This window comes from Pantoea sp. PA1, from assembly GCF_056856975.1.
Window position 1 is genome coordinate 391,328 of the sequence record NZ_JBXGEE010000001.1, and the last position, 22,668, is coordinate 413,995.

21 protein-coding genes and 1 riboswitch are annotated in these 22,668 nt (G+C 59.4%); of the genes, 12 read left to right on the forward strand and 9 right to left on the reverse strand.

Features of this window, described 5'->3' with window-relative positions; translation table 11 throughout:
- Positions 1-891: 891 nt before the first annotated feature.
- The gene (uvrB, locus tag AC1V0D_RS02120) at positions 892-2,913 is read left to right on the forward strand and encodes an excinuclease ABC subunit UvrB (protein WP_009091335.1); all 2,022 of its coding nucleotides are present in this window, start codon (positions 892-894) and stop codon (positions 2,911-2,913) included.
- Here the strand turns inward: uvrB and AC1V0D_RS02125 are convergent.
- Positions 2,897-3,820 (reverse strand): gluconeogenesis factor YvcK family protein, encoded by a 924-nt coding sequence (locus AC1V0D_RS02125; protein ID WP_009091333.1) that lies wholly within the window; start codon positions 3,818-3,820, stop codon positions 2,897-2,899. The two genes, uvrB and AC1V0D_RS02125, sit on opposite strands and share 17 nt — an antisense overlap.
- 203 nt (positions 3,821-4,023) lie before the next feature.
- Positions 4,024-4,157: riboswitch (molybdenum cofactor riboswitch) on the forward strand.
- Between AC1V0D_RS02125 and moaA the strand changes: the two genes are divergently transcribed.
- The 5 genes from moaA to moaE all read left to right on the forward strand — a co-directional run bounded on the left by moaA (position 4,147) and on the right by moaE (position 6,843).
- Positions 4,147-5,133, forward strand: coding sequence for a GTP 3',8-cyclase MoaA (moaA, locus tag AC1V0D_RS02130; protein ID WP_058958325.1), 987 nt, complete (start codon positions 4,147-4,149; stop codon positions 5,131-5,133). Its footprint overlaps the riboswitch before it by 11 nt.
- 14 nt (positions 5,134-5,147) lie before the next feature.
- Complete coding sequence (gene moaB, locus AC1V0D_RS02135) at positions 5,148-5,663, forward strand: molybdenum cofactor biosynthesis protein B (RefSeq protein ID WP_009091329.1); 516 nt, start codon at positions 5,148-5,150, stop codon at positions 5,661-5,663.
- Positions 5,664-5,665: 2 nt separating this feature from the next.
- Positions 5,666-6,151, forward strand: coding sequence for a cyclic pyranopterin monophosphate synthase MoaC (gene moaC / locus AC1V0D_RS02140; protein ID WP_111207711.1), 486 nt, complete (start codon positions 5,666-5,668; stop codon positions 6,149-6,151).
- Positions 6,144-6,389, forward strand: coding sequence for a molybdopterin synthase sulfur carrier subunit (gene moaD / locus AC1V0D_RS02145; protein WP_009091327.1), 246 nt, complete (start codon positions 6,144-6,146; stop codon positions 6,387-6,389). Before moaC ends, moaD begins: the two co-directional genes overlap by 8 nt.
- Before the next feature lies 1 nt (position 6,390).
- Entirely contained in the window at positions 6,391-6,843 is a 453-nt protein-coding gene (gene moaE, locus AC1V0D_RS02150) for a molybdopterin synthase catalytic subunit MoaE (protein WP_009091326.1), read from the forward strand.
- A gap of 7 nt (positions 6,844-6,850) precedes the next feature.
- On the opposite strand, the gene AC1V0D_RS02155 is transcribed toward moaE, so the two are convergent.
- Positions 6,851-7,636, reverse strand: a complete 786-nt coding sequence (locus AC1V0D_RS02155) for an OBAP family protein (RefSeq protein ID WP_009091325.1) — start codon at positions 7,634-7,636, stop codon at positions 6,851-6,853.
- 106 nt (positions 7,637-7,742) lie between these two features.
- On the opposite strand from AC1V0D_RS02155, the gene AC1V0D_RS02160 reads away from it, so the two are divergent.
- Positions 7,743-8,837, forward strand: a complete 1,095-nt coding sequence (locus AC1V0D_RS02160; RefSeq protein ID WP_058958322.1) for a DUF1615 domain-containing protein — start codon at positions 7,743-7,745, stop codon at positions 8,835-8,837.
- Positions 8,838-8,940: 103 nt separating this feature from the next.
- Entirely contained in the window at positions 8,941-9,648 is a 708-nt protein-coding gene (locus tag AC1V0D_RS02165; protein WP_046101458.1) for a Bax inhibitor-1/YccA family protein, read from the forward strand.
- A gap of 84 nt (positions 9,649-9,732) precedes the next feature.
- Here the strand turns inward: AC1V0D_RS02165 and AC1V0D_RS02170 are convergent, their stop codons facing one another.
- The 3 genes from AC1V0D_RS02170 to AC1V0D_RS02180 are packed head-to-tail and all read right to left on the reverse strand — an operon-like array spanning position 9,733 to position 12,703.
- A complete protein-coding gene (locus tag AC1V0D_RS02170) occupies positions 9,733-10,701 on the reverse strand; it encodes a lysylphosphatidylglycerol synthase domain-containing protein (RefSeq protein ID WP_009091322.1) in 969 nt (322 codons plus the stop codon).
- Positions 10,701-11,945, reverse strand: a complete 1,245-nt coding sequence (gene clsB / locus AC1V0D_RS02175) for a cardiolipin synthase ClsB (protein ID WP_009091321.1) — start codon at positions 11,943-11,945, stop codon at positions 10,701-10,703. The genes AC1V0D_RS02170 and clsB overlap by 1 nt, the downstream gene beginning before the upstream one ends.
- On the reverse strand, positions 11,942-12,703 hold the full coding sequence (locus AC1V0D_RS02180) for an endonuclease/exonuclease/phosphatase family protein (protein ID WP_009091319.1): 762 nt from the start codon (positions 12,701-12,703) through the stop codon (positions 11,942-11,944). Before AC1V0D_RS02180 ends, clsB begins: the two co-directional genes overlap by 4 nt.
- Positions 12,704-12,882: 179 nt before the next feature.
- Between AC1V0D_RS02180 and AC1V0D_RS02185 the strand changes: the two genes are divergently transcribed.
- The 4 genes from AC1V0D_RS02185 (at position 12,883) to AC1V0D_RS02200 (ending at position 17,069) form a co-directional block, all read left to right on the forward strand.
- Positions 12,883-13,275 carry a YbhQ family protein gene (locus tag AC1V0D_RS02185; RefSeq protein ID WP_009091318.1) on the forward strand — a complete coding sequence of 131 codons (393 nt, stop codon included), beginning with the start codon at positions 12,883-12,885 and terminating at the stop codon, positions 13,273-13,275.
- 218 nt (positions 13,276-13,493) lie between these two features.
- The gene (gene rhlE / locus AC1V0D_RS02190; protein ID WP_009091317.1) at positions 13,494-14,855 is read left to right on the forward strand and encodes an ATP-dependent RNA helicase RhlE; all 1,362 of its coding nucleotides are present in this window, start codon (positions 13,494-13,496) and stop codon (positions 14,853-14,855) included.
- A 2-nt stretch (positions 14,856-14,857) separates the two neighbouring features.
- The gene (dusC, locus tag AC1V0D_RS02195; protein WP_009091316.1) at positions 14,858-15,808 is read left to right on the forward strand and encodes a tRNA dihydrouridine(16) synthase DusC; all 951 of its coding nucleotides are present in this window, start codon (positions 14,858-14,860) and stop codon (positions 15,806-15,808) included.
- A gap of 70 nt (positions 15,809-15,878) precedes the next feature.
- Complete coding sequence (locus AC1V0D_RS02200) at positions 15,879-17,069, forward strand: MFS transporter (protein WP_111207706.1); 1,191 nt, start codon at positions 15,879-15,881, stop codon at positions 17,067-17,069.
- A 12-nt stretch (positions 17,070-17,081) separates the two neighbouring features.
- Here AC1V0D_RS02200 and AC1V0D_RS02205 read toward each other — a convergent pair whose 3' ends face one another.
- The 4 genes from AC1V0D_RS02205 to AC1V0D_RS02220 all read right to left on the reverse strand — a co-directional run bounded on the left by AC1V0D_RS02205 (position 17,082) and on the right by AC1V0D_RS02220 (position 22,635).
- Complete coding sequence (locus tag AC1V0D_RS02205; protein ID WP_482906912.1) at positions 17,082-18,680, reverse strand: inorganic phosphate transporter; 1,599 nt, start codon at positions 18,678-18,680, stop codon at positions 17,082-17,084.
- A gap of 178 nt (positions 18,681-18,858) precedes the next feature.
- The gene (locus AC1V0D_RS02210; RefSeq protein WP_009091312.1) at positions 18,859-19,968 is read right to left on the reverse strand and encodes a L,D-transpeptidase family protein; all 1,110 of its coding nucleotides are present in this window, start codon (positions 19,966-19,968) and stop codon (positions 18,859-18,861) included.
- A gap of 197 nt (positions 19,969-20,165) precedes the next feature.
- On the reverse strand, positions 20,166-21,980 hold the full coding sequence (locus AC1V0D_RS02215; RefSeq protein ID WP_009091310.1) for a glycoside hydrolase family 15 protein: 1,815 nt from the start codon (positions 21,978-21,980) through the stop codon (positions 20,166-20,168).
- A 76-nt stretch (positions 21,981-22,056) separates the two neighbouring features.
- Complete coding sequence (locus AC1V0D_RS02220; protein ID WP_009091308.1) at positions 22,057-22,635, reverse strand: DedA family protein; 579 nt, start codon at positions 22,633-22,635, stop codon at positions 22,057-22,059.
- Positions 22,636-22,668 lie beyond the last annotated feature (33 nt).

The window sequence follows — 22,668 nt, forward strand, 5'->3', positions numbered from 1 at the left end:
GACACTCTCCTTCCCGATCATTAGCCTGAATGCTTCCGCTCTCTGTCGTCTGGCAAACAAGTCATCAGCAGCGGCCCTGTCGCCGTTGCAGCTCAGTGCGCCTGGTGCGCGTTGGTGCCAGAGAGTCCTGCAATTCCCAGGCCAAATCTTAAAACGGCCCTGTTTTCTGCTGCTGTGCCTGCTTTCGGGGAAGGAAAGGTGAGAAAAACTTATCAATTCCCCACGGTCATTACGCACCTGCACTTTTGCAGTGCCTGGCGGCGCTGTTCCTGGTGCAGGCGTGCTCTGAGAAGGCAACGAATCTGATTAAGAATTCTAGTCGGCGCCCGGAAATTTGCCTGGCCAGCGGGGGGAAGGATTAAAAATGCAGACTATTCCGCCAGCCGCGGGCGCAAAATTTAACGGAAAAAAAATTATTTTCGCGGTGTCAGAAGGGCAGGGAAAAACTATACACAGCTGATGGCGGCGGGGCTGCCATCACTTATCCACTATTCCTGTGGATAACCTTGTGCATTAGGTAATGAAAACCAGTTGGAAGCGAGGAAATACGGGGCCTGGTAACATAATGACGAGATTCTGGCCTCATAAGCTAAAGCCAGTAAAATCAGTATTTTATTAAAAAACAAGCCTGCGATTTCTCTGTCAGGTAACCAGACTGTAATTTTGTGACGCTCTATTGACAAATGTTAAATCCGATCTCTGCCTGGGGATAACCTTGCGCAACACGCTTCGCCTGGATTTTCATCGCGCGCCAGAGAGGGGAGCGGAACCGCAACAGGGTTAACATTGCACCATTACTGTTTTTATATCCAGTATTATTTTCTGGCAAAATCACCATAGCCGAGTAAAATAAGTGCCTGCCCGCCGACTTCTCCAGCAGGAAATGCATTCATGAGCAAAGCCTTTAAATTAAACTCTGCCTTTAAACCTTCAGGCGATCAGCCTGAGGCGATCCGTCGCCTGGAAGAGGGACTGGAGGATGGACTGGCCCATCAGACCTTATTAGGGGTAACCGGCTCCGGTAAAACCTTTACCGTCGCCAACGTGATTGCCGACCTCAACCGTCCGACCATGGTGCTGGCGCCCAATAAGACGCTGGCCGCCCAGCTTTATGGCGAAATGAAAGAGTTTTTCCCGGATAACGCCGTGGAGTTCTTCGTCTCTTACTACGACTACTATCAGCCTGAAGCCTATGTGCCCAGCTCCGACACCTTTATCGAAAAAGATGCCTCGGTGAATGAGCACATCGAACAGATGCGTCTGTCGGCCACCAAGGCGCTGCTGGAGCGGCGGGATGTGATCGTGGTGGCGTCCGTCTCCGCGATTTACGGTCTGGGCGACCCCGATCTCTATCTGAAAATGATGCTGCACCTGACCCGCGGCATGATCATCGATCAGCGCAGTATTCTGCGTCGTCTCTCAGAGTTGCAATACACCCGAAACGACCAGGCGTTCCAGCGCGGGACCTTCCGGGTGCGCGGCGAAGTGATCGATATCTTCCCGGCGGAGTCGGATGACATTGCGCTGCGCGTAGAGCTGTTTGACGAAGAGGTTGAGCGGCTGTCGCTGTTCGACCCGCTGACCGGCCAGATCGAGTCGGTGGTGCCGCGCTTTACCATCTACCCTAAAACCCACTACGTCACGCCGCGCGAGCGCATCCTGCAGGCGATGGAAGAGATCAAAGTGGAGCTGGCGGATCGCCGGCGGGTGCTGCTGGAGAACAACAAACTGCTGGAAGAGCAGCGTATCACCCAGCGTACCCAGTTTGATCTGGAAATGATGAGCGAGCTGGGCTACTGCTCCGGCATCGAAAACTATTCACGCTATCTCTCTGCCCGCGGGCCGGGCGAAGCGCCGCCGACGCTGTTTGACTATCTGCCTGCCGATGGCCTGCTGGTGGTAGATGAGTCCCACGTCACCATTCCGCAGATTGGCGGCATGTACAAAGGCGACCGGGCGCGTAAAGAGACGCTGGTGGAGTATGGCTTCCGTCTGCCGTCGGCGCTGGATAACCGTCCGATGAAGTTTGAAGAGTTTGAGGCGCTGGCGCCCCAGACCATCTACGTGTCGGCGACGCCGGGTAAATATGAGCTGGAAAAATCGGGCAATGAAGTGGTCGATCAGGTGGTGCGTCCGACCGGTCTGCTCGATCCGATCATCGAAGTGCGTCCGGTCGGCACCCAGGTTGACGATCTGCTGTCGGAGATCCGTCAGCGCGTGGCGGCCAATGAACGTATCCTGGTGACGGTGCTGACCAAACGCATGGCGGAAGATCTCACCGAGTATCTGACAGAGCATGGCGAGAAGGTGCGCTATCTGCACTCCGATATCGATACGGTGGAACGTATGGAGATCATCCGCGACCTGCGTCTGGGTGAGTTTGATGTGCTGGTGGGCATCAACTTACTGCGTGAGGGGCTGGATATGCCGGAAGTGTCGCTGGTCGCGATCCTGGATGCGGATAAAGAGGGCTTCCTGCGTTCAGAACGTTCCCTGATCCAGACCATCGGTCGTGCGGCACGAAACGTCAACGGTAAGGCGATTCTCTACGGCGATAAAATCACGCCGTCGATGGCGCGCGCCATTGAAGAAACCGAACGCCGCCGTGAGAAACAGCAGCTGCACAATGAAAAGAATGGCATCGTGCCGCAGGGCCTCAACAAGAAAATCACCGATATTCTGGAACTCGGCAACAACGTGGTGAAAACCCGTGGCAAAGCCAGACCGGCCCGCCCGGGCGAAGCGCAGGCTCAGGCCGATTTGCTGACCTTAACGCCTCAGGCGCTGCAGAAGAAGATCCACGAGCTGGAGGGACAGATGCAGCAGCATGCGCAGAACCTGGAGTTCGAGCAGGCGGCGAACGTGCGCGACCAGCTGCATGAGCTGCGTACGCTGTTTATTGCGGCCTCATAGCGCCGTTAAAACCCTGAATGGCGTGTTCCAGCGCCACCCTGAGCAGCTGGCGGTCGTGACGATATTTAATGTCGGCGGCCTCCAGCGGTTCACGGACGATCAGCCGATCGTCAATCCCCCGGGTATCGACCGCCGGGCTGACCACCACCGCATCAATCACTCGCTTGCCGATGTAACGCTCCATCATCGCCAGTTTGTCAGCCACCGACAGGCTGGCGGCGGCGGGGCTGAGCTCGCGGCCCAGATTGCCGATAAAGACCATGGTGGCGGGCGTGCGCCGCAGCGCCTGCGCCATCTCATCCATCAGCAGGATCGGCATCAGGCTGGTATAAAAACTGCCCGGCCCGATCAGGATCAGATCCGCCTCACCAATCGCCTGCAGCGCTTCCCGCGTGGGCTGGACATTCGGATGCAGCATCAGCTCCTGCGGCGGCTGCTTCATCTCGTCAATCGCCGTTTCGCCGTAAACCATGTTGCCTTCCGCATCCATCGCCACCAGATCCACCGGCTGCTCCGACATCGGGATTAAAAAGGCATCCACCTTCAGCAGGTTGCGGATGATGTTGATCGCCTCCAGCGGGCGCACGCTGAGATGATCCAGCGCGCGCAGCATCAGGTTACCCAGGTTGTGCCCGGCCAGTTCGCCATTACCGGCGAAACGATACTCAAACATCGCAGAGGCGACGCTGGGTTCGGTAATCAGCTGGTTCAGGCAGTTGCGCATATCCCCCCAGGCGATACCGCCTTCGGAACGGCGGATACGGCCGGTTGAACCGCCGTTGTCGGTGGTGGTGACAATGCCGGTGAGACGCGAGCCCAGCGGGGAAAGGGCAGACATCACGCGGCCCAGACCGTGTCCGCCACCCAGTGCCACAACGCGATCAAGATCGGCCAGTGTGCGATTCATACTTCTCCTTACTTCCTTTCGCGTGGCGAGGCTCTAAACGCTAAGCCCGCGCGGATGACTTACGTCAAAATCAGGCGGGCATTTTAACGTATCCTGTCGCGAAAATGCGGTGAAAATTCGATATGTATAAGAATATATAGCGAAAACAGCGAATGGAAGAGTGGCGTGAATCACGCTACCATCATGTTTACCGCGCTGATCAACGGGTCAGCGTACACTCAAGCCTGAATGCCTAAGTCTGCGGATAGGGGGTTCAGGCCGTAGCCATCGAGCTGCCAGGGTGCAGGAAGAAATGACTGCATCTCCCAATCTGGAAAGGTGTTCTGGTGTCACAATTTACTGATGCATACGCGCGTAAGTTCTATTACCTGCGCCTGTCGGTCACGGATGTCTGTAATTTCCGCTGTACCTACTGTCTCCCGGACGGCTACAAGCCGCAGGGAATTCGTAACAAAAGCTTTCTCTCTCTGGATGAAATCCGCCGTGTCACGCGGGCCTTTGCGGCAGCCGGCACGGAAAAAGTGCGGCTGACCGGGGGTGAGCCGTCGCTGCGCCGTGATTTCACCGACATCATCGCCGCGGTGCGTGAAAACGCCGCCATTCGTCAGATCGCGGTGACCACTAACGGCTACCGGCTGGCGCGTGACGTGAAGCAGTGGCGCGAGGCAGGCTTAACCGCGCTGAACGTCAGCGTGGACAGTCTGGATGCCCGCCAGTTTCACGCCATTACCGGTCAGGATAAATTTCATCAGGTGATGAGCGGCATCGATGCCGCCTTTGACGCCGGTTTTCGCCAGGTGAAAGTCAACAGCGTGCTGATGCGCGATCTTAACAGCCGCAGTCTTACCACCTTCCTGGACTGGATCCGCAACCGTCCGATTCAGCTGCGCTTTATCGAACTGATGGAAACCGGTGACGGCGGTTCGCTGTTCCGCGATCAGCACGTTTCCGGTGCGGTGATCCGCGACCAGCTGATCGCTCAGGGCTGGCAGCGTCGTGAAAGCGAACGCAGTGACGGCCCGGCGCAGGTTTTTTACCATCCCGATTATGTCGGCGAGATCGGCCTGATTATGCCCTACGCCAAAGATTTCTGTGCCAGCTGCAACCGTCTGCGCGTCTCCGCGCAGGGCAATCTGCACCTCTGTCTGTTTGGCGACGGCGGCATTCCGCTGCGCGATCTGCTGGCGTCGGACGACCAGCAGGCTGAACTGCAGGCGCGCATTGCCAGCAGCCTGGGGCAGAAGAAGCAGACCCATTTTCTCCATCAGGGCAACACCGGCATCACACAGAATCTCTCTTACATTGGCGGCTAATTTCAGGAGGCAGTATGGGTAAACCAGCCAGCGAATTTCAGGCGGTGCAGATTGCGGTGATGACGGTCTCCGATCGTCGCGATGCCAGCAACGACACCTCCGGTGACTACCTGCGCAGCGCGGCGGCGGAAGCGGGCCACAGCGTGGTCGATCACGCTATCGTGCCGGAGAATCTCTATCGCATTCGTGCCACCGTGTCGCGCTGGATCGCCAGTGACGATGTGCAGGTGGTGATCGTGAACGGCGGCACCGGGTTTAACCTGAAGAACAGCACGCCGGAAGCGCTGCTGCCGCTGTTTGACCGCGAGATTGAGGGATTTGGCGAACTGTTCCGGATGATCTCCTATGAGGAGATTGGCGGTTCGACCCTGCAGTCACGTGCCATTGCCGGTCTGGCGAATCAGACGCTGATTCTGGCCGTGCCGGGTTCGACCAGCGCCTGCCGTACCGCCTGGGAGCGCATCATTGCCGATCAGATCGATGCGCGCACCGCGCCCTGTAATTTTGTCTCACATCTGAAGAAACAATAAGCATGTCTCAACTTACACATATTAACGCCGCGGGCGAAGCGCACATGGTGGATGTCTCCGCCAAGGCTGAAACCGTGCGCGAAGCGCGGGCAGAAGTGCTGGTGCTGATGCAGCCGGAAACGCTGCAGATGATTATCGAGGGCAGCCACCATAAAGGGGATGTCTTTGCCACCGCCCGCATCGCCGGTATCCAGGCGGCGAAACGCACCTGGGAGCTGATTCCGCTCTGCCATCCACTGATGCTGAGCAAAGTGGAAGTGAACCTCGAAGCAGAACCGGCGCACAGCCGGGTCCGCATCACCTCGCTCTGCCGCCTGAGTGGCAAAACCGGCGTGGAGATGGAGGCGCTGACCGCGGCTTCGGTGGCCGCGCTGACTATCTACGACATGTGCAAAGCGGTGCAGAAAGATATCGTCATCGATCAGCTGCGTTTAATCAGCAAGAGCGGTGGCAAAAGCGGCGATTTTCAGGCGGTGGCCCATGATTAAGGTGCTGTTTTTTGCCCAGGTGCGCGAGCTGACCGGCACGGCCGCACTGGAGGTCAGCGCGGACTATCCGGACGTGGCGGCACTGCGCGCATCCCTCGCTGCAAGGGACGACCGCTGGGCGCTGGCGCTGGCGTCGGGTAAGCTGCTGGCGGCGGTCAATCAGACGCTGGTGCCGATGACGCATCCCCTGCACGCCGGGGATGAAGTGGCCTTTTTCCCGCCCGTGACCGGAGGCTAAGATGGATACGCAGATTCGCGTCGGCCCCGCGCCGTTTGACATGGCGGAAGCATATCGCTGGCTGGCCGCCTGTGATGAAGATGGCGCGGTCGTGACCTTTACCGGTAAAGTCCGCAACCACAATCTGGGGAGTGATGTGGCGGCGCTGACGCTGGAGCACTATCCCGGTATGACCGAGAAAGCGCTGCAGGAGATCGTGGCGGCGGCGCGTGAACGCTGGCCGCTGCAGCGCGTCACGGTGATCCATCGCGTCGGCGAGCTGTTTCCCGGCGATGAAATCGTGCTGGTCGGCGTGACCAGCGCCCATCGCGGCAGCGCCTTTTCCGCCGCCGAATTCATCATGGATTACCTGAAAACGCGCGCGCCCTTCTGGAAACGCGAAGCGACAGAGCAGGGTGACCGCTGGGTGGATGCCCGCGACAGCGATCACCAGGCCGCTCAGCGCTGGGAGTAGCGCGGAATTACGGCTGCTTCAGCTGCTCCGCCGGGCCAAAGCGGGTCTGGCCGTGACTGTGCTCACCGCCGCCCGTCGTCCGCTTGAGCTGGATCACCTGGCCCTGCTGCCACGCGTTCGCACCCGCCGCCGCCGGGTGCGCCACGATATCGGCGCGCCGGGCGCGAACCGCTTTGCTGTCGACGTCGAAGCGGCGATCGCGGTCGGCCAGCAGCCGGGAATCCATCTGACCATCCGCCGTAAAGCCCATCATCAGTGCCGGAATGCCCAGCGGCAGCGTTTTATCGCGGTCGGTATGCCAGGTGTGCCAGGTTTTCCCGTAGGTATTCACGATGCGTTTCATCAGGGCGTGATCGGCGCTGGCGGGTAAGCCCGGCGCAATCAGCGTGCCCGACTTCACCTCATACTGGTGGCTGTGCCACAGCTTCTTCTCCTCCGGGGGCAGGGTGTTGAACAGCCGTTCGCTGATGATGTACTCCACCCCCATCAGCCGCGCGTCGCGGGTGTTGCCGTCATAGATCACCGCCTGCATCACATCCTCGTTCAGCACGGTGACGTAGTGGTGTGCCTCCATCTGACCGTTCTGGTCACCATTGTAAAAATGGAAGCCATCCAGATAGGTGTTGATTGCCTCAATCGGCGGTCGTGACTGCATCACACTGGCGCCGGTCTCCAGCAGCTTCAGCGAGGAGGAGGTGGGCGCGCCCGGTGACTGCACCTGAGCAGGCGTATTATTGGCGCCGCAGCCGGTCAATAACAGGCTGAACGCCGCAACAGGCCAGAGTTTAAACATCGTAAGTTCCTTTAACGTTAAAAAAGGTAACCTTAGTTCAGTTCCCGCCTGCCTGTGAAACGCTGGCGATGATAGAGTAGGGTTTTGGTTCATTCTGAGGACAGGCATGTCATCCACCCCGATTCTGCAACGTCTGACACTGGTCGCCGCGCTGGTGCTGGCGGGCTGTAGCAGCAAGAAAACCCCCGAGGCGCCGGTCCGGCAGCCTGAGGATGTGAAAGCACAAATTCAGCGGCTGCTGCCGTCGCATGTCAGCAACAAAGCGGCATGGAGCGATGATATCTACACCTCTTTCCGCACCCAGCAGATCGATCCCAGCGCCAGCAACCTCTGCGCGGTGATCGCCGTGGCGGATCAGGAGAGCAACTTCAGCGCCGAGGCGGCCGTGCCCGGCCTGCCTAAAATCGCCTGGGGTGAGATCAATCGCCGGGCGGCCAAAGTCCACGTGCCGGCTTTTCTGGTGCGCACGGCGCTGCTGATTAAATCCCCGACCGGCGAAAGTTACGCGGCGCGGCTCGACAAAGTGCGCAGTGAAAAAGAGCTGAGCGCCATCTTTGATGACCTGATCGACATGGTGCCGATGGGCCAGACGCTGTTTGGCAATCTCAATCCGATCCACACGGGCGGGCCGATGCAGGTCAGCATTGCCTTTGCCGAGGCGCATGCCAAAGGCTACCCGTGGCCGGTTGATGGCACGATCCGGCGTGAAGTCTTTACCCGTCACGGCGGGATCTACTTCGGCACGATGCACCTGCTCGGCTACCCGGCTGACTACAGCCAGCCGCTCTACCGCTTCGCGGACTTCAATGCGGGCTGGTACGCCAGTCGCAACGCGGCGTTCCAGGCGGCGGTGGCGAAGGCGACCGGGATGAAGCTGGCGCTGGATGGCGATCTGATCCTCTATGGCTCAGACGCGGCGGGCGGCACCGAACTGGCGGTGCGCACTTTGTCGAAGCAGATCGACATGAGCAACAGCGCCATCCGGCGCGATCTGGAGAAGGGGGAGAAAGCGTCGTTCAGCGACAGCGAACTCTGGAAGCAGGTCTTTACCCTGGCGGATAAAATGGCGGGCCGTAAGCTGCCGCGTGAAATGCTGCCGGGCATTAAGCTGGAGAGCCCGAAAATTACCCGCAATCTCACGACGGCGTGGTTTGCGCAGCGCGTCGACAGCCGTTATCAGCAGTGCCTGTCGCGGCGTTAAACGGCATGTTGTGGCACAGTTGAGCTGAGCTGTGCCACACTTAAATCTGACAGGGCTCCCTGTGGAGCGTCTTACTACTCATCCCTTTATCAAGAGGTGCATCATGGATCGATATCCACGACATGATTCTATCGTTCAACCCGCCTCGCGCGGGCTTCAGGCTTACATGGCCCAGGTGTATGGCTGGATGACCTGTGGTCTGCTGCTGACGGCGTTTGTCTCCTGGTTCGCTGCACGTACGCCTGCGGTCATGGAGCTGGTCTTCGCCAACCGGATCACCTTCTTCGGGCTGATTATCGCGCAGCTGGCGCTGGTGTTCTTCCTGTCAGGCATGGTGCATCGCCTGAGCGGGGCGGTGGCGACCGGGCTGTTTATGCTCTATTCGGCGCTGACCGGCGTCACGATGGCCAGCATCTTCCTGGTTTACACCTACTCTTCCATCGCCAGCACCTTCTTTGTCGCCGCCGGGATGTTTGGCGCGATGAGCTTCTACGGCTACACCACCAAACGCGATCTGAGCCGGTTTGGCAGTCTGCTCTTTATGGCGCTGATCGGCATCCTGCTGGCGTCGCTGGTGAACTTCTGGCTGAAGAGCCCGGCGCTGATGTGGGCGATTACCTACATCGGAGTGGTGGTGTTTGTCGGCCTGACCGCCTATGACACCCAGAAGCTGAAAAATATCGGTGAGCAGATTGATGCGCGCGACACGGAAAACCTGCGTCGCTACTCGATCATGGGGGCGTTAACGCTCTATCTGGACTTCATCAACCTCTTCCTGATGCTGCTGCGGATTATGGGCAACCGTCGCTGAGTCAGGCTACCCGTTTCGCGGCCAGCGCCGCGCTGAACGGCTGAGATGTAAAGGGGGAGGCGCAGCGGCTGCGCCTCCCCCGTTTTATGATGACTTCTGAAGCTTCTGCTCGTTCTTCTGGCGCAGATGCTTTGCCCGGCTCTCCAGAACCAGATAGAGCACCAGCGCCAGCAGCAGCGGCAGGATGAAATAGAGGACGCGATAGGCGAGCAGCGCCGCGATAATGGTGCCATGCGACGCGTGCTGACCGCTGAGCAGTGCCAGGAAGACCGCCTCCAGCACGCCAATCCCCGCCGGAATATGAATGATCACCCCGGCAATACTGCTGATCAGCAGCACGCCCAGCACCATCGGATAGCCGACATCGCGTCCCAGCAGCAGCCAGATAATCGCCCCCATCACCATCCAGTTAGCGCAGGAGACGCCAAACTGCAGCAGCGCCATACGCAGCGAGGGGAGCTGCAGCGTCTGCCCTTTGACCGTCCAGCGCCGCTGTTTCGAGAAGGCACAGGCCCAGAGGTAGATCGCCACCAGCACCAGCAGCACCACACCGATCAGCCGCAGGGTAGTCTCACCGATAAACCAGCCGCTGGGGATGGAGACCATGCCTGCACTGAACACCACGCCAGCCAGCAGAATGTAGCCCAGCCAGTTGGTGGCGATGCTCAGGGAGAAGATGCGGGTGATGGTGGCGCTGTCGAGTCCCAGACGGGAGTAGAGCCGGTAGCGCATCGCCACACCGCCGACCCATGTGCTCAGCGTCAGGTTAAAGGCGTAACAGATAAATGACACCAGCATCACCTGCCGCTTCGCCAGCTTATGTCCGCAGTAGGCGCGCCCGATAAGGTCATAGCAGCCGTAGACCAGGTAACTCAGCACCACCAGTCCGGCGGCGGTCAGAACCACAAAGCGGTTGTAGTTAACGATGACGTCATAAACATCTTCCCAGTTCACTTTGCGGGCATAAACCACCAGCAGCACCACCACCGCGATAAAGAACAGCACGGTGAGGATCTTTTTTGCCAGTTGCCAGCGTGGATGTTTTTTTGCCATCAGGATTTTGCTCCCTGGTTGTCGGCTTCTACGCGATCCTGTGTCTCCATCTCGGGCTGCACCGGGGCTGCCACCTGGGCCAGCCGCGGTGTGTGCGCCGGTAACCAGCCCGCAATAGCCGGGAAATGGCGCAGGAAGTGGAAGACCACCACGCTTTTGCTGAGCTGCCACCAGTTGCGCGGGGGCAGACGATCCTCCTGCACCCGCTGACAATCATTTGCCAGCAGCGCTTCAAGGTTGTCACGCAGCGTCTGGTTAAACGGCCGGTCGTGAATGATCAGGTTGGCTTCCAGGTTGAGTGACAGGCTGAGCGGGTCGAGATTGCTGGAGCCGACGGTGGCCCACTGATCGTCCTTCACCGCGATCTTGCCGTGCAGCGGACGACGGATATATTCATAGACTTCAACCCCGCCATCGACCAGATAGTTGTAGAGCAACTCCGCGCCTACTTTCACAATTGGCATATCCGGCTCGCCCTGCACAATCAGCCGCACCCTGACGCCGCGCTGCGCCGCGTTGCGCATCTCACGCAACAGCCGGTAGCCGGGAAAGAAGTAGGCGTTAGCGATAATCACATCCCGCTTCGCCTCGCGCAGCATCTCAAGGTAGTGCATTTCGATGTCGTCGCGATGTTCGTCATTGTCGCGATAGACATAGAGTACCTGGGCATCGCCGGGCCTGGCATTGACCGCCGGACGGTGAGAACGCGACCCCCACCAGCGGCGGGTAGGCTGTTCACTGCCAATCGCCTGCTGCAGATAGCGGGCGATATCGCCTACCACCGGCCCTTTCACCTGCACCGCATAATCCTGCTTGGCCTCGGGGCCGTAGTCGGTGTTGTGCTCGGCAGAGAAGTTGATGCCGCCCACAAAGGCCACCACATCATCCACTACCACGGTTTTGCGGTGCAGGCGGCGGAACACGTTAGTACGCATGCCCATCACCAGCGGGCGCGGATCGTAGTAGATAAAGCGCACGCCCGCGCTGGTCAGGCTGTTCACAAAGTTGTCGGAGAGTTCGGCGGAGCCGTAGCCATCCACCATGATTTCAACCCGCACCCCGCGCTGGGCCGCCGCCAGCAGTTCGCGATGCAGGGCATTGCCGACCTCATCCTCAAACAGAATAAAGGTTTCAATCAGGACCGTGCGCTCGGCCCGCTGTATCGCACCAAAGACGCGCGGGAAAAACGCCTCACCATTTTCCAGCAACAGCAGCCGGTTGCCTTCCTGCCAGCTGAAATTCATAGGTGAATCTCCACGGCCAGCGGCGCATGGTCGGAGAGATGGGACCACGGCTTACGCGGCAGCGCCCACGGATGAGTGACGGTGGCATTGCGCACATAGATGCGGTCGAGCCGCAGAATCGGGAAGCGCGCCGGGAAGGTGCGCGCCGGGCGTCCGGTTTTCATGCTGAATACCTCTTTCAGGCCTGCGCCCTGTTTTAAGATCGCGTTAGCGCGTCGTTGCCAGTCGTTAAAATCACCCGCCACCACAACCGGCGCGTCGGGCGGCAGCGAGGTGACCATTTCACATATCATTTTCATCTGCGCGCGGCGGTGCGAGGCCTTCAGGCCAAGGTGCACGCAGATAACGTGCAGCGTGCCATGCGGCTCGGGCAGGGCGATCTGACAGTGCAGCATGCCGCGATTTTCACTGCCCGCCACCGAGATATCCCGGTTCTCATACTCTGCAATCGGAAAGCGCGACAGCACGGCATTGCCGTGATGTCCTTCCGGGTAGACCGCATTGCGCCCGTAGGCGAAATCGTTCCACATGGTGTCGGCCAGAAACTCATAGTGTGGCGCCTCGGGCCACGCGTCATGGTTAAGCGGATGGATGGCATGCGTGCCCATCACCTCCTGCAGAAGGACCACATCCGCCGACGTTGCGCGAACGGCTTCGCGTAATTCCGGCAGGATGAAGCGGCGATTAAACGGGGCAAAACCCTTGTGTGTATTGATCGTCAGGACTTTTATTGAAAATCCTTGCGTGTTTTGTGGCATACTCGCGACGCACTCCTTTTCATCATCACCAGAATCAAAGTGTAGTCTTTGTCACAAATGGGTGGTGAGAGAGGGCGATAATTAAGGCGTTATCCGAAAATTGTTTTACATTGAGGAAACCGTTTCCGGCTTGTGCCGGTAGCACTTGGGCGACCTGTTGGGTCTGCCAGGAGAACTGAATGAAATGGTCTAATCGTATTCAAATCATCACGGGTCAGACGTACATGCATATCGCTATGCATCTGCTGGTGATCGCTGCGCTGATCTGGGGCTGGAAGCACAAGGCCCTGGTCGATGTCTGCAGCACGCTGGTGGCCGTCTACGCACTGGTTTTTGTTGCCATGCTGGCAACACAGCGCATCGCCCGTTTACGGACCCTTGGCGATTATCTTGAAGAAGCGACCACCACTTACTACTTTGGCGCTGCCATGATGACACTGTTCCTGGTGTCGCGGATCTACCACAACAACCTGCTGCTGGCGTGCCTCGGCGTGGTGATGTTGCTGGGTCCGGCGCTGGTGTCGCTGCTGGCGAAAGAACCGCCACGGCGCATCGAAAAAAAACGTAGCTAAGTTGAAGGCCACCGAAAGGTGGCCTTCCTGTTTATGGGGCGGGGAAGATGTGTGTGTAAATGTGAGCTATCTCGCACACTTGCTCTAAAGCTGCTACACTCGCCCGCTTACGCATCGTAGTTTGTGCCCTTTTCACGCGTCAGCCCCAGCTGCCGTCACTATCCCTCTGAAAACTACACCGTGAATCACGGACAGAGCGGACCGGAGTAAATCACGTAATGTCTTTTGACTCTCTCGGCCTGAGTGCCGATATTTTGCGCGCGGTCGCCGAACAAGGCTACAGCGAACCTACACCTATCCAGCGCCAGGCGATTCCTGTGGTGCTGGCAGGCCGCGATCTGCTGGCGAGCGCCCAGACCGGCACCGGCAAGACGGCCGGCTTTACCTTACCTCTGCTTGAAAAACTCTCTGCGACCACCACGCCGGTGCGCGGCCGTCGCCCGGTGCGCGCCCTGATCCTGACCCCGACCCGCGAACTCGCGGCGCAGGTCGGCGAAAACGTCAGTGACTACAGCAAATATCTCCCGCTGCGGTCGATGGTGGTGTTTGGTGGCGTCAGCATCAATCCGCAGATGGTTAAACTGCGTGGCGGCGTCGACGTGCTGGTGGCGACACCGGGTCGTCTGCTGGATCTGGCGCATCAGAATGCGGTTGACCTCTCTAAGGTCGAAATTCTGGTGCTGGATGAAGCGGACCGGATGCTCGATATGGGCTTTATCCACGACATCCGTCGCGTGCTGGCGCGCCTGCCGGCTAAGCGTCAGAACCTGCTCTTCTCGGCCACCTTCTCTGATGAGATCAAAGGCCTGGCTGAAAAACTGCTGACCAACCCGGAAATGGTGGAAGTGGCGCGCCGCAACACCGCCTCTGAACAGGTTGCTCAGCAGGTGCATTTCGTGGATAAGAAGCGCAAGCGGGAACTGCTGTCGCAGCTGATTGGCGAAGGGAACTGGCAGCAGGTGCTGGTCTTTACCCGAACCAAGCATGGCGCTAACCACCTTGCCGAGCAGCTGGGCAAAGATGGCATCACCGCCGCCGCGATCCACGGCAACAAGAGCCAGGGTGCCCGTACCCGTGCGCTGGCTGACTTTAAATCCGGCGGGATCCGCGTGCTGGTGGCGACCGATATCGCGGCGCGTGGCCTGGATATCGAAGAGCTGCCACACGTGGTCAACTATGAGCTGCCCAACGTCGCCGAAGATTATGTGCACCGTATTGGCCGTACCGGCCGTGCGGCGGCCACCGGTGCGGCACTGTCACTGGTCTGCGTCGATGAGCATAAACTGCTGCGTGATATCGAACGCCTGCTGAAGCGTGAAATCCCGCGCCTGGCGATTCCGGGTTATGAACCCGATCCGAGCATCAAAGCAGAGCCTATCATCAACGGTCGCCAGCAGCAGTCGCGCGGCGGTGCAGGCGGCGGGCGCGGTCGTGGTCAGGGCGGACAGGGTGCAGGTGCACCACGTTCATCCGGCGACAAGCGTTCTCAGCCTCGTCGTCAGGGACAGCCTGCGCCTCAGGGCGACAAGCCCGCTTCCCGACCGCGTCGTCCGGCACCGAAGCGCACCGGGAACGTCTGAGTATGAGGGTTTTACTGGCGCCGATGGAGGGCGTGCTTGATTCGCTGGTGCGCCAGCTGTTATCGGAAGTGAACGACTACGATCTCTGCATTACCGAGTTTTTGCGCGTGGTCGATCAGCTGCTGCCGGTAAAATCCTTTTATCGTCTCTGCCCCGAGCTGCATAACAACAGCCGCACGCCTTCCGGCACGCGGGTGCGGATGCAGCTGCTGGGGCAGCATCCCGAATGGTTAGCCGAGAACGCCGCCCGTGCGGTGGCGCTGGGCTCCTGGGGGGTGGATCTCAACTGCGGTTGTCCCTCTAAGCTGGTCAACGGCAGCGGGGGCGGGGCGACCCTGCTTAAAGATCCCGATCTGATCTATCGCGGCGCGAAAGCGATGCGTGAAGCGGTGCCTGCTGACTTACCGGTCACGGTGAAAGTGCGGCTCGGCTGGGATTCCAGCGCCCGCAGTCTGGAGATCGCCGATGCTGTACAGCAGGCGGGAGCCAGTGAGCTGGTGGTGCATGGACGAACCAAGGAAGAAGGCTATCGTGCCGAGGCGATCAACTGGCAGGCGATTGGCGAGATTCGTCAGCGGCTGCGCATTCCGGTGATTGCTAACGGTGAAATCTGGGACTGGCAGAGCGCGCAGAACTGTATGGCGGTCACCGGCTGCGATGCGGTGATGATTGGCCGCGGTGCGCTGAACATCCCTAACCTGAGCCGGGTGGTCAAATACAACGAGCCGCCAATGGCCTGGCCTGAGGTGGTGCGCCTGTTGCAGAAATATAGCCGGCTGGAAAAGCAGGGCGACACCGGACTCTATCACGTCGCGCGCATCAAACAGTGGCTTGGCTATCTGCGCAAAGCGTATGCAGAAGCGGATGGCCTGTTCAGCGAAATCCGGGCGTTAAAATCGTCGGGCGACATTGCACAGGCGATCGATCGTCACGCGACGGTTCATGGTTTGTGATAAAAAATCAGGCGACCCCTTAACGGCCTGACGGTATAGTGAGCCAAATTTCCTTCACCGCAACTCTGCTATGTCTGACACCGCTGTGTTGAGCAACAGCCAGCTCAACAAACGTATCCTTTCCGTTATCGTTTTCACCTTCTTCTGCTATCTCTCTGTCGGCTTGCCGCTGGCTGTGCTGCCTGGCTTTGTCAAAAATCACCTCGGCTTCAGCTCATTTATCGCCGGGCTGATTATCAGTATTCAGTATTTCGCAACGCTGCTCAGCCGTCCTCAGTCGGGCCGTCTGGCCGACCGGCTTGGGCCTAAACGCGTGGTGATGCTGGGGCTGCTCTGCTGCGGCATGAGCGGGGTGCTGACCATCGTCGCCGCCCTGCTGAGCAGCTGGCCATGGCTGAGCCTGACGCTGCTGGCTGTCGGACGGCTGTTTCTTGGGGTGGGCGAAAGCTTCAGCAGCACCGGCTCCACCCTGTGGGGCATGAACATCGTCGGGCCGCTGCAGACCGCCCGCGTGATCTCCTGGAACGGCGTCGCCACCTATCTGGCGATGGCGGTGGGCGCACCGCTGGGCGTGATGCTCAATGGTCAGTTCGGCATGAGCGGCTTTGCTGGCCTGATTGCGGTGATGGGGATAGCAGGCTATCTGATGGCGAGCCGCAAACCTGCCGTCACCGTCAGCCTGGGCGAGCGCATTCCGTTTCATCGCGTCTTTTCCCGCGTCTGGCTCTACGGTCTGGCGCTGGGCTTCGGCACCATCGGCTTTGGCGTGATTGCCACCTTCATTACCCTCTACTTTGCCAGCCGCAACTGGCAGGGCGCGGCCTATGCGCTGACGCTGTTCAGCCTGGGCTTTGTGCTGGTGCGTCTCGGCTTCGGGCGCTTTATCACCCGCTTTGGCGGACTGCGCGTCTCGCTGTTCTCCTTTCTGCTGGAGTGTGTGGGACTGCTGCTGATCTGGCAGGCGGACAGCGCGTGGCTGGTGGGGGCGGGGGCGTTTCTGACCGGCAGCGGTTTTTCGCTGGTCTTTCCGGCACTGGGGGTGGAAGCCGTTAAGCGGGTTGAGCGCCAGGATCAGGGATCGGCGCTCGGCACCTACTCCGCCTTTCTCGATCTGGGACTGGGCTTAACCGGCCCGGTGGCGGGACTCTTTATCGGACACTGGGGCATGCAGTCGGTCTACCTCGCGGCGGCGGTCATGGTCCTGGGTGCGCTGCTGATTACGCTGCGGCTCTGCGCTCAACAGCGGCTCACCAGCGGGTGAGCCGCTGGGTCATCAGAAACGGGTAAACAGCCAGTAGAGCAGGGCGGAGAGCAGAATGGAGACCGGCAGGGTTAAGACCCAGGCAACGGCCAGGTTGCGCAGCGTGGCAAGCTGCAGGCCGGAGCGATTGGCCGCCATGGTGCCCGCCACGCCCGAGGAGAGCACATGGGTGGTGGAAACCGGTAAACCGAAACCGTCCGCCGCGCCAATGGTCGCCATCGCCACCAGCTCGGCGCTGGCACCCTGCGCATAGCTGAGATGGGTTTTGCCGATGCGTTCTCCCACCGTGACCACAATCCGGCGCCAGCCGACCATCGTGCCAAGCCCCAGCGCAATCGCCACCACCACTTTTACCCACATCGGAATAAAGCGGGTGGCGCTGTCGAGTTCGCTTTTCACGGCTTTCAGATTGCGTTCCGTCTCCTGCGGCAGCGTGACCTTTGCGGTCTGAAGATGCTTGATCGACTCTGATGCCAGATACATCTGGTTGCGGGTGTTGGTCACCGCCTGCGCCGGAATGTTATCCATCGAGCCATAGCGGCGAATCTCATCACCCACTTCATTGAGCGTCATCGCCAGCGCCGGTAACACATCGCTGTTCATCCGGTTGCTGCCGACAAAGCCGGTCAGCACGTCGCGGGCCGCCGGAGGGTGTGCCGCCGCCGGTTGCAGCTGGCGCAGCTGATGCGCGGTGACTTCGGTCAGCGCGGCCACGCGCGGGATCTGGTCGGCGGGCAGCGATCGGTTCAGGGCGTAGGCGATCGGCATGGTGCCGACCAGGATCAGCATAATCAGCCCCATCCCTTTCTGCCCGTCGTTAGAGCCGTGTGCAAAGGAGACGCCGGTACAGGTCAGGATCAGCAGGCCGCGGATCCAGACCGGCGGCGGCTGATCGCTCTGTGGCGCACGGTAAAGCTGGCGATTGCGGATAAAGCGTTTCATGACCCACAGCAGCAGCCCGGCACAGACGAAGCCCACCACCGGCGAGAGCAGCAGCGCATAGCCCACCTTCAGCGCCTGATCCCAGTCCACGCCGCTCAGCCCGTTGCGCCCGTGCAGCATCGCGTTGGCGACACCAACGCCGATGATGGAGCCAATCAGGGTGTGGGAGGAGGAGGAGGGCAGGCCAAAATACCAGGTGCCGAGATTCCAGATAATGGCGGAAAAGAGCAGTGCATAGACCATCGCGAAGCCGTTGCCGCTGCTGGCCTGCAGGATCAGCTCCACCGGCAGCAGCGAGATAATGCCAAACGCCACCACCCCGCTGGAGAGCAGCACGCCCATAAAATTACAGAAACCGGACCAGACCACGGCGGCACCGGGCGTCAGCGAATGGGTATAGATCACCGTGGCGACGGCATTGGCGGTGTCGTGAAAGCCATTGACGAACTCAAAACCGAGCGCAATCAGCAGCGCCAGGCCCAGCAGAAAGAAGGGCAGGAAGCTGGTAACCGGCATGTTGGTCTCTTCAACGTCACTGACCAGGTTGAGGCCGGCGAACGCGAGACCCGCGACCAGCAGAATAAAAAACAGCGGTTTACTGAAGCGACTGCCTTTGCCACTGAAATCGGGGCGGCCCCGGACGGATGAGGGGAGACTGTTTTCGCTCATGGTGTACCTCATGTGGCGGATAGCGGATGCTGATTTGCACCGGGTTATCGCTGTGTGATACGCGCTTTCTATGACAGATTAATGATAGGCAGGCAGGAAAATTAGCCGGAGAGGGCGGTATAGCGCGGGCAATAAAAAAGCCAGCGACAGGCGCTGGCTTCTGAGAACAGGCGGTCCGTTACGAATTATTATTCGTTGCGGCAGCCGGGGCGGCCGGGGTCACCGGGGCCGCTTCTGTCGCGGGCTGCTGAGGCTGCGCAGCATCACTGCTGGCACCCTGAGGCGTCACCGGAGTCATTGGCTGCTCCTGAGGGGCGGCCTGTGAGTTTTCCGGCACCTGAACAGGTGCAGTCTGAACATTGTTCTCCACACCGTTCACTTTTACCGGCATACCGGTACGGCCCTGAATCGCGGCGTTAACCTGATCCTGATTGATGCTGCCATCAGCCAGCACTTTGGTCACGGCCTGAGTCAGCGTGATCGGCACCAGCTCACGGGAATTGAACTGCTCTTCGGTGGTCGACAGCGGGTTATGCACTTCAAGGTAACGCGAACCGTCTGGCTCAACCGAGGCTTTCACCGGCTGGTCAACGAACTGAACGCGTGTGCCGACCGGCACATTCTGATACAGCCACTTGATGTCATCCGCACGCAGACGCACACAGCCGTGGCTCACGCGCAGGCCGATACCGAAGTTGGCGTTGGTGCCGTGAATCGCATAGAGACGACCGATGTAGAGCGCATAAAGGCCCATCGGGTTGTCCGGGCCAGCCGGGAAGACGGCAGGCAGCGTTTCACCGCGAGCGGCGTAGTCGGCGTGCATCCCTTTGGTTGGCGTCCAGGTCGGGCCATCTTTTTTGCGTTCAACCGCCGTGGTCCAGTTGATCGGGGTATCTTTACCCAGCTCACCGATACCAATCGGCAGGACAACCACGGTTTTGCTGCCTTTCGGATAGTAGTAAAGACGCATCTCGGCGCTGTTGATCACAATGCCTTCGCGCGGGGCGTCAGGCAGGATCAACTGCTGTGGGATAATCATTTTGCTGCCGGCTTTCGGCAGATAAACGTCAACGCCCGGATTGGCTTCCAGCATGTTGCTGAGGCCCATCTGATACTGCGCCGCAAAAGCTTCCAGCGGCAATTTGCTGTCTTCAGGAACGGTAATTTCAATATTTTCCCCGATCAGACGGCTGTTAGCCGGCGGTAACGGGTAAACCACAGCAAAGGCTGACTGGCTGAACGCCGCCAGAGCCAGTGCGATTGAAGCGAAAGCGCGAATCATTTTCATATTTTACAAGTCTTTATCGCCCTGTTTCAGGCTGGTCAAAGTATCGAATTCATGCCGGCCAATGTGACCTGCTGCGCATTATATGTTCATTGATCTGATGTTGTGAATCAGGATTTTAACCTGACAGTAATACTTTACCTAAAACCGTGCAGAGATGAGCGCCTTTCGGGAAAAGAGGGCGCTGAAAACCGCGATGACTAAGGCTGCCACTGGGTCTGTTCGCCGCTGAGTTTCCGGTTCAGGAAAAAGGCGGCGCTGATTAACGCCAGGTGCGTCAGCGCCTGCGGCGTATTGCCCAGCGCATGGCCGTGGCTGTCAAACTCCTCGGCGTAAAGGCCCAGCGGATTGGCGTAGCTCAGCAGCTTCTCAAACTCAAAATGCGCCTCCTGTATCCGGCCTGCGCGTGCCAGGCACTCTACATACCAGAAGGAACAGGCACCGAAAGAGCCTTCCCCTCCCTGCAGGCCATCGGCCGGGGTTTCATGAATATTGTAACGCCGCACCATGCCATCGCTGACCAGGTCCTTTTTGATTGCGTCCAGCGTAGAGAGCCAGTCCGGATCCGTGGCACCGACAAAGCGCACCAGCGGCATCAGCAGCATGGAGGCGTCGAGATAGTCGCCGTGACGTGTGGAGGTGAAGTGCCCGCGCTCCTCGTTCCAGAAATTGGCCCAGATATCTTCGCGGATCTTACGCCGCGCCTCATCCCAGCGCTGATAGGGCATCGGCAGCGATCGCTTCATGCCCAGACGCAGCGCGCGGTCCATCGCCACCCAGCACATCAGACGGGAATGCAGAAAATGTTCCGGTTCACCACGCATCTCCCAGATCCCGGCATCGGGCTGATCCCAGTTCTCGCTCAGCCAGTCGATCATCTTCACTACGTGCTCCCAGCCGCGCTGAGAGATCGCCTCGCCATATTTATTGGCCAGATAGATCGCATCCATCAGCTCGCCATAGATGTCGAGCTGGGTCTGCTGCCAGGCATCGTTGCCGATGCGCACCGGCCGGGAATCGCCGTAGCCGGAGAGGTTGAGCAGCTCCATCTCATGCAGTTCGGTGCCGCTGTCCAGCCGGTACATCACCTGCAGGCGCATCTCGTCGTGATGGCTGTTCTCGACGCAGCGGCCGACCCACTCCGTAAAGTGTTTGGCTTCATCGGTATAGCCCAGCCGCATCAGGGCATACATGCTGAATGAGGCGTCGCGAATCCAGGAGGCGCGGTAGTCCCAGTTTCGTTCACCGCCCAGCTCTTCGGGCAGGCCAAAGGTTGCCGCCGCCGCAATGGAGCCATACTGATGTGAGGTGAGCAGCTTCAGCACCAGCGCGGAGCGCTGCACCATTTCACGCCAGCGTCCCTGATAGGTGCTCTTTGCGCTCCAGCGTCGCCAGTAGTTGAGGGTATCTTCAAAGCAGTGTTCGGTCGCCAGCGCTTCGATATGCGCATCGTCGACGCTGCCAAATTCAAACTGCGCATGTTCGCCCGGCTGCAGGGTAAAGACGGCGGTCGCGCTCTCATCCTCCAGCGTCATGACCACGCTGGCGGCGAGGCGCAGCGAGGGCTGACCTTCGGCATGAAAATCGATACAGCCGTGATGGGCCTCGGCGCGCGTCTGCGCCCGGGCGTAGTCGTGGCGCGGTGAACAGCGCAGGGTAAAGGTCGCGCTGCCGCGTACCATTTTGACCCGCCGGATCAGACGCGGCAGTTTCTCCCTGTCATCGCAAATCGGCATATAGTCGGTAATTTCTGCGACCCCCTGCTCATCCAGCCAGCGGGTCTGCAGAATATTGGTGTCGGGCAGGTAGAGCTGCTGACGGCGCGCATCGGGCCAGTCCGGCGAGAGGGAGAAGAGGCCGGCATCGTCGCTGTCGAGCAGGGCAGAGAAGACCGACGGGCTGTCGAGTTCAGGCCAGCAGAGATAATCAATCGTCCCGTCATTCGCCACCAGTGCACAGGTGCGGAGATCGCCAATGACGCCGTGCTCTTCAATCTTACGTTTTACCTTACTCATGCTCATCTCCCTGTCAGTGTGCTGTTAACTATAGCTGAGCATGCCGATGCGGCTTCGTTTGGGCAGCTGTCAGCGCTTATTGATCGGCCCGACGGTTATGCCAGCGCCGGATCACCCAGCGCAGGACAAAGGCGAACACCACCGCACCAACCAGCCAGAGCAGATGTTTCAGATGCTGATCGAGTTTATGCAGCCACGGCGCGATAATGCCGCCCGCAAAATAGCCCAGCGTGACAAAGATCAGCGCCCAGATGGCCGCACCGATGATATTGAGGATAAAAAATTTCATCGGATTGAGGCGGCTGGCCCCGATGATGATGGGACCAATCAGGCGAAAGCCATACATAAAGCGCACGCCGATCACAAACAGGCTGGGACGGCGTTTGATCAGGCGGTTCGCCTTCACCACCTTATCCTGATGCTTTTTAAAGCGGCGCAGGATGCGCGTCCCCCAGCGGCGGCCAACCCAGTAGAGCAGCTGGTCGCCGATGATCCCGCCGCCCATCGCAGCCAGCACCACGCCCGCATAGTGCAGCAGTCCTTCATGGGCAGCCACGCCACCCAGTAAGGTAAATGTCTCCCCCTCGGCAATACAGCCAATCAACAGTGCCAGATAACCGTACTGCGTAATTAATGCGTTGATATCCAGATGCAAAGTGACACTCCCTGTTCGGTGGCTGTTTCTTCA

Bases quoted from the DNA above. Each gene is read 5' to 3' on its own strand.
- uvrB (WP_009091335.1), top strand. From the start codon at position 892: ATGAGCAAAGCCTTTAAATTAAACTCTGCCTTTAAACCTTCAGGCGAT.
- AC1V0D_RS02125 (WP_009091333.1), bottom strand. From the start codon at position 3,820: ATGAATCGCACACTGGCCGATCTTGATCGCGTTGTGGCACTGGGTGGC.
- moaB (WP_009091329.1), top strand. From the start codon at position 5,148: ATGGGTAAACCAGCCAGCGAATTTCAGGCGGTGCAGATTGCGGTGATG.
- moaC (WP_111207711.1), top strand. From the start codon at position 5,666: ATGTCTCAACTTACACATATTAACGCCGCGGGCGAAGCGCACATGGTG.
- moaD (WP_009091327.1), top strand. From the start codon at position 6,144: ATGATTAAGGTGCTGTTTTTTGCCCAGGTGCGCGAGCTGACCGGCACG.
- moaE (WP_009091326.1), top strand. From the start codon at position 6,391: ATGGATACGCAGATTCGCGTCGGCCCCGCGCCGTTTGACATGGCGGAA.
- AC1V0D_RS02155 (WP_009091325.1), bottom strand. From the start codon at position 7,636: ATGTTTAAACTCTGGCCTGTTGCGGCGTTCAGCCTGTTATTGACCGGC.
- AC1V0D_RS02160 (WP_058958322.1), top strand. From the start codon at position 7,743: ATGTCATCCACCCCGATTCTGCAACGTCTGACACTGGTCGCCGCGCTG.
- AC1V0D_RS02165 (WP_046101458.1), top strand. From the start codon at position 8,941: ATGGATCGATATCCACGACATGATTCTATCGTTCAACCCGCCTCGCGC.
- AC1V0D_RS02170 (WP_009091322.1), bottom strand. From the start codon at position 10,701: ATGGCAAAAAAACATCCACGCTGGCAACTGGCAAAAAAGATCCTCACC.
- clsB (WP_009091321.1), bottom strand. From the start codon at position 11,945: ATGAATTTCAGCTGGCAGGAAGGCAACCGGCTGCTGTTGCTGGAAAAT.
- AC1V0D_RS02180 (WP_009091319.1), bottom strand. From the start codon at position 12,703: ATGCCACAAAACACGCAAGGATTTTCAATAAAAGTCCTGACGATCAAT.
- AC1V0D_RS02185 (WP_009091318.1), top strand. From the start codon at position 12,883: ATGAAATGGTCTAATCGTATTCAAATCATCACGGGTCAGACGTACATG.
- rhlE (WP_009091317.1), top strand. From the start codon at position 13,494: ATGTCTTTTGACTCTCTCGGCCTGAGTGCCGATATTTTGCGCGCGGTC.
- dusC (WP_009091316.1), top strand. From the start codon at position 14,858: ATGAGGGTTTTACTGGCGCCGATGGAGGGCGTGCTTGATTCGCTGGTG.
- AC1V0D_RS02200 (WP_111207706.1), top strand. From the start codon at position 15,879: ATGTCTGACACCGCTGTGTTGAGCAACAGCCAGCTCAACAAACGTATC.
- AC1V0D_RS02205 (WP_482906912.1), bottom strand. From the start codon at position 18,680: ATGAGCGAAAACAGTCTCCCCTCATCCGTCCGGGGCCGCCCCGATTTC.
- AC1V0D_RS02210 (WP_009091312.1), bottom strand. From the start codon at position 19,968: ATGAAAATGATTCGCGCTTTCGCTTCAATCGCACTGGCTCTGGCGGCG.
- AC1V0D_RS02215 (WP_009091310.1), bottom strand. From the start codon at position 21,980: ATGAGTAAGGTAAAACGTAAGATTGAAGAGCACGGCGTCATTGGCGAT.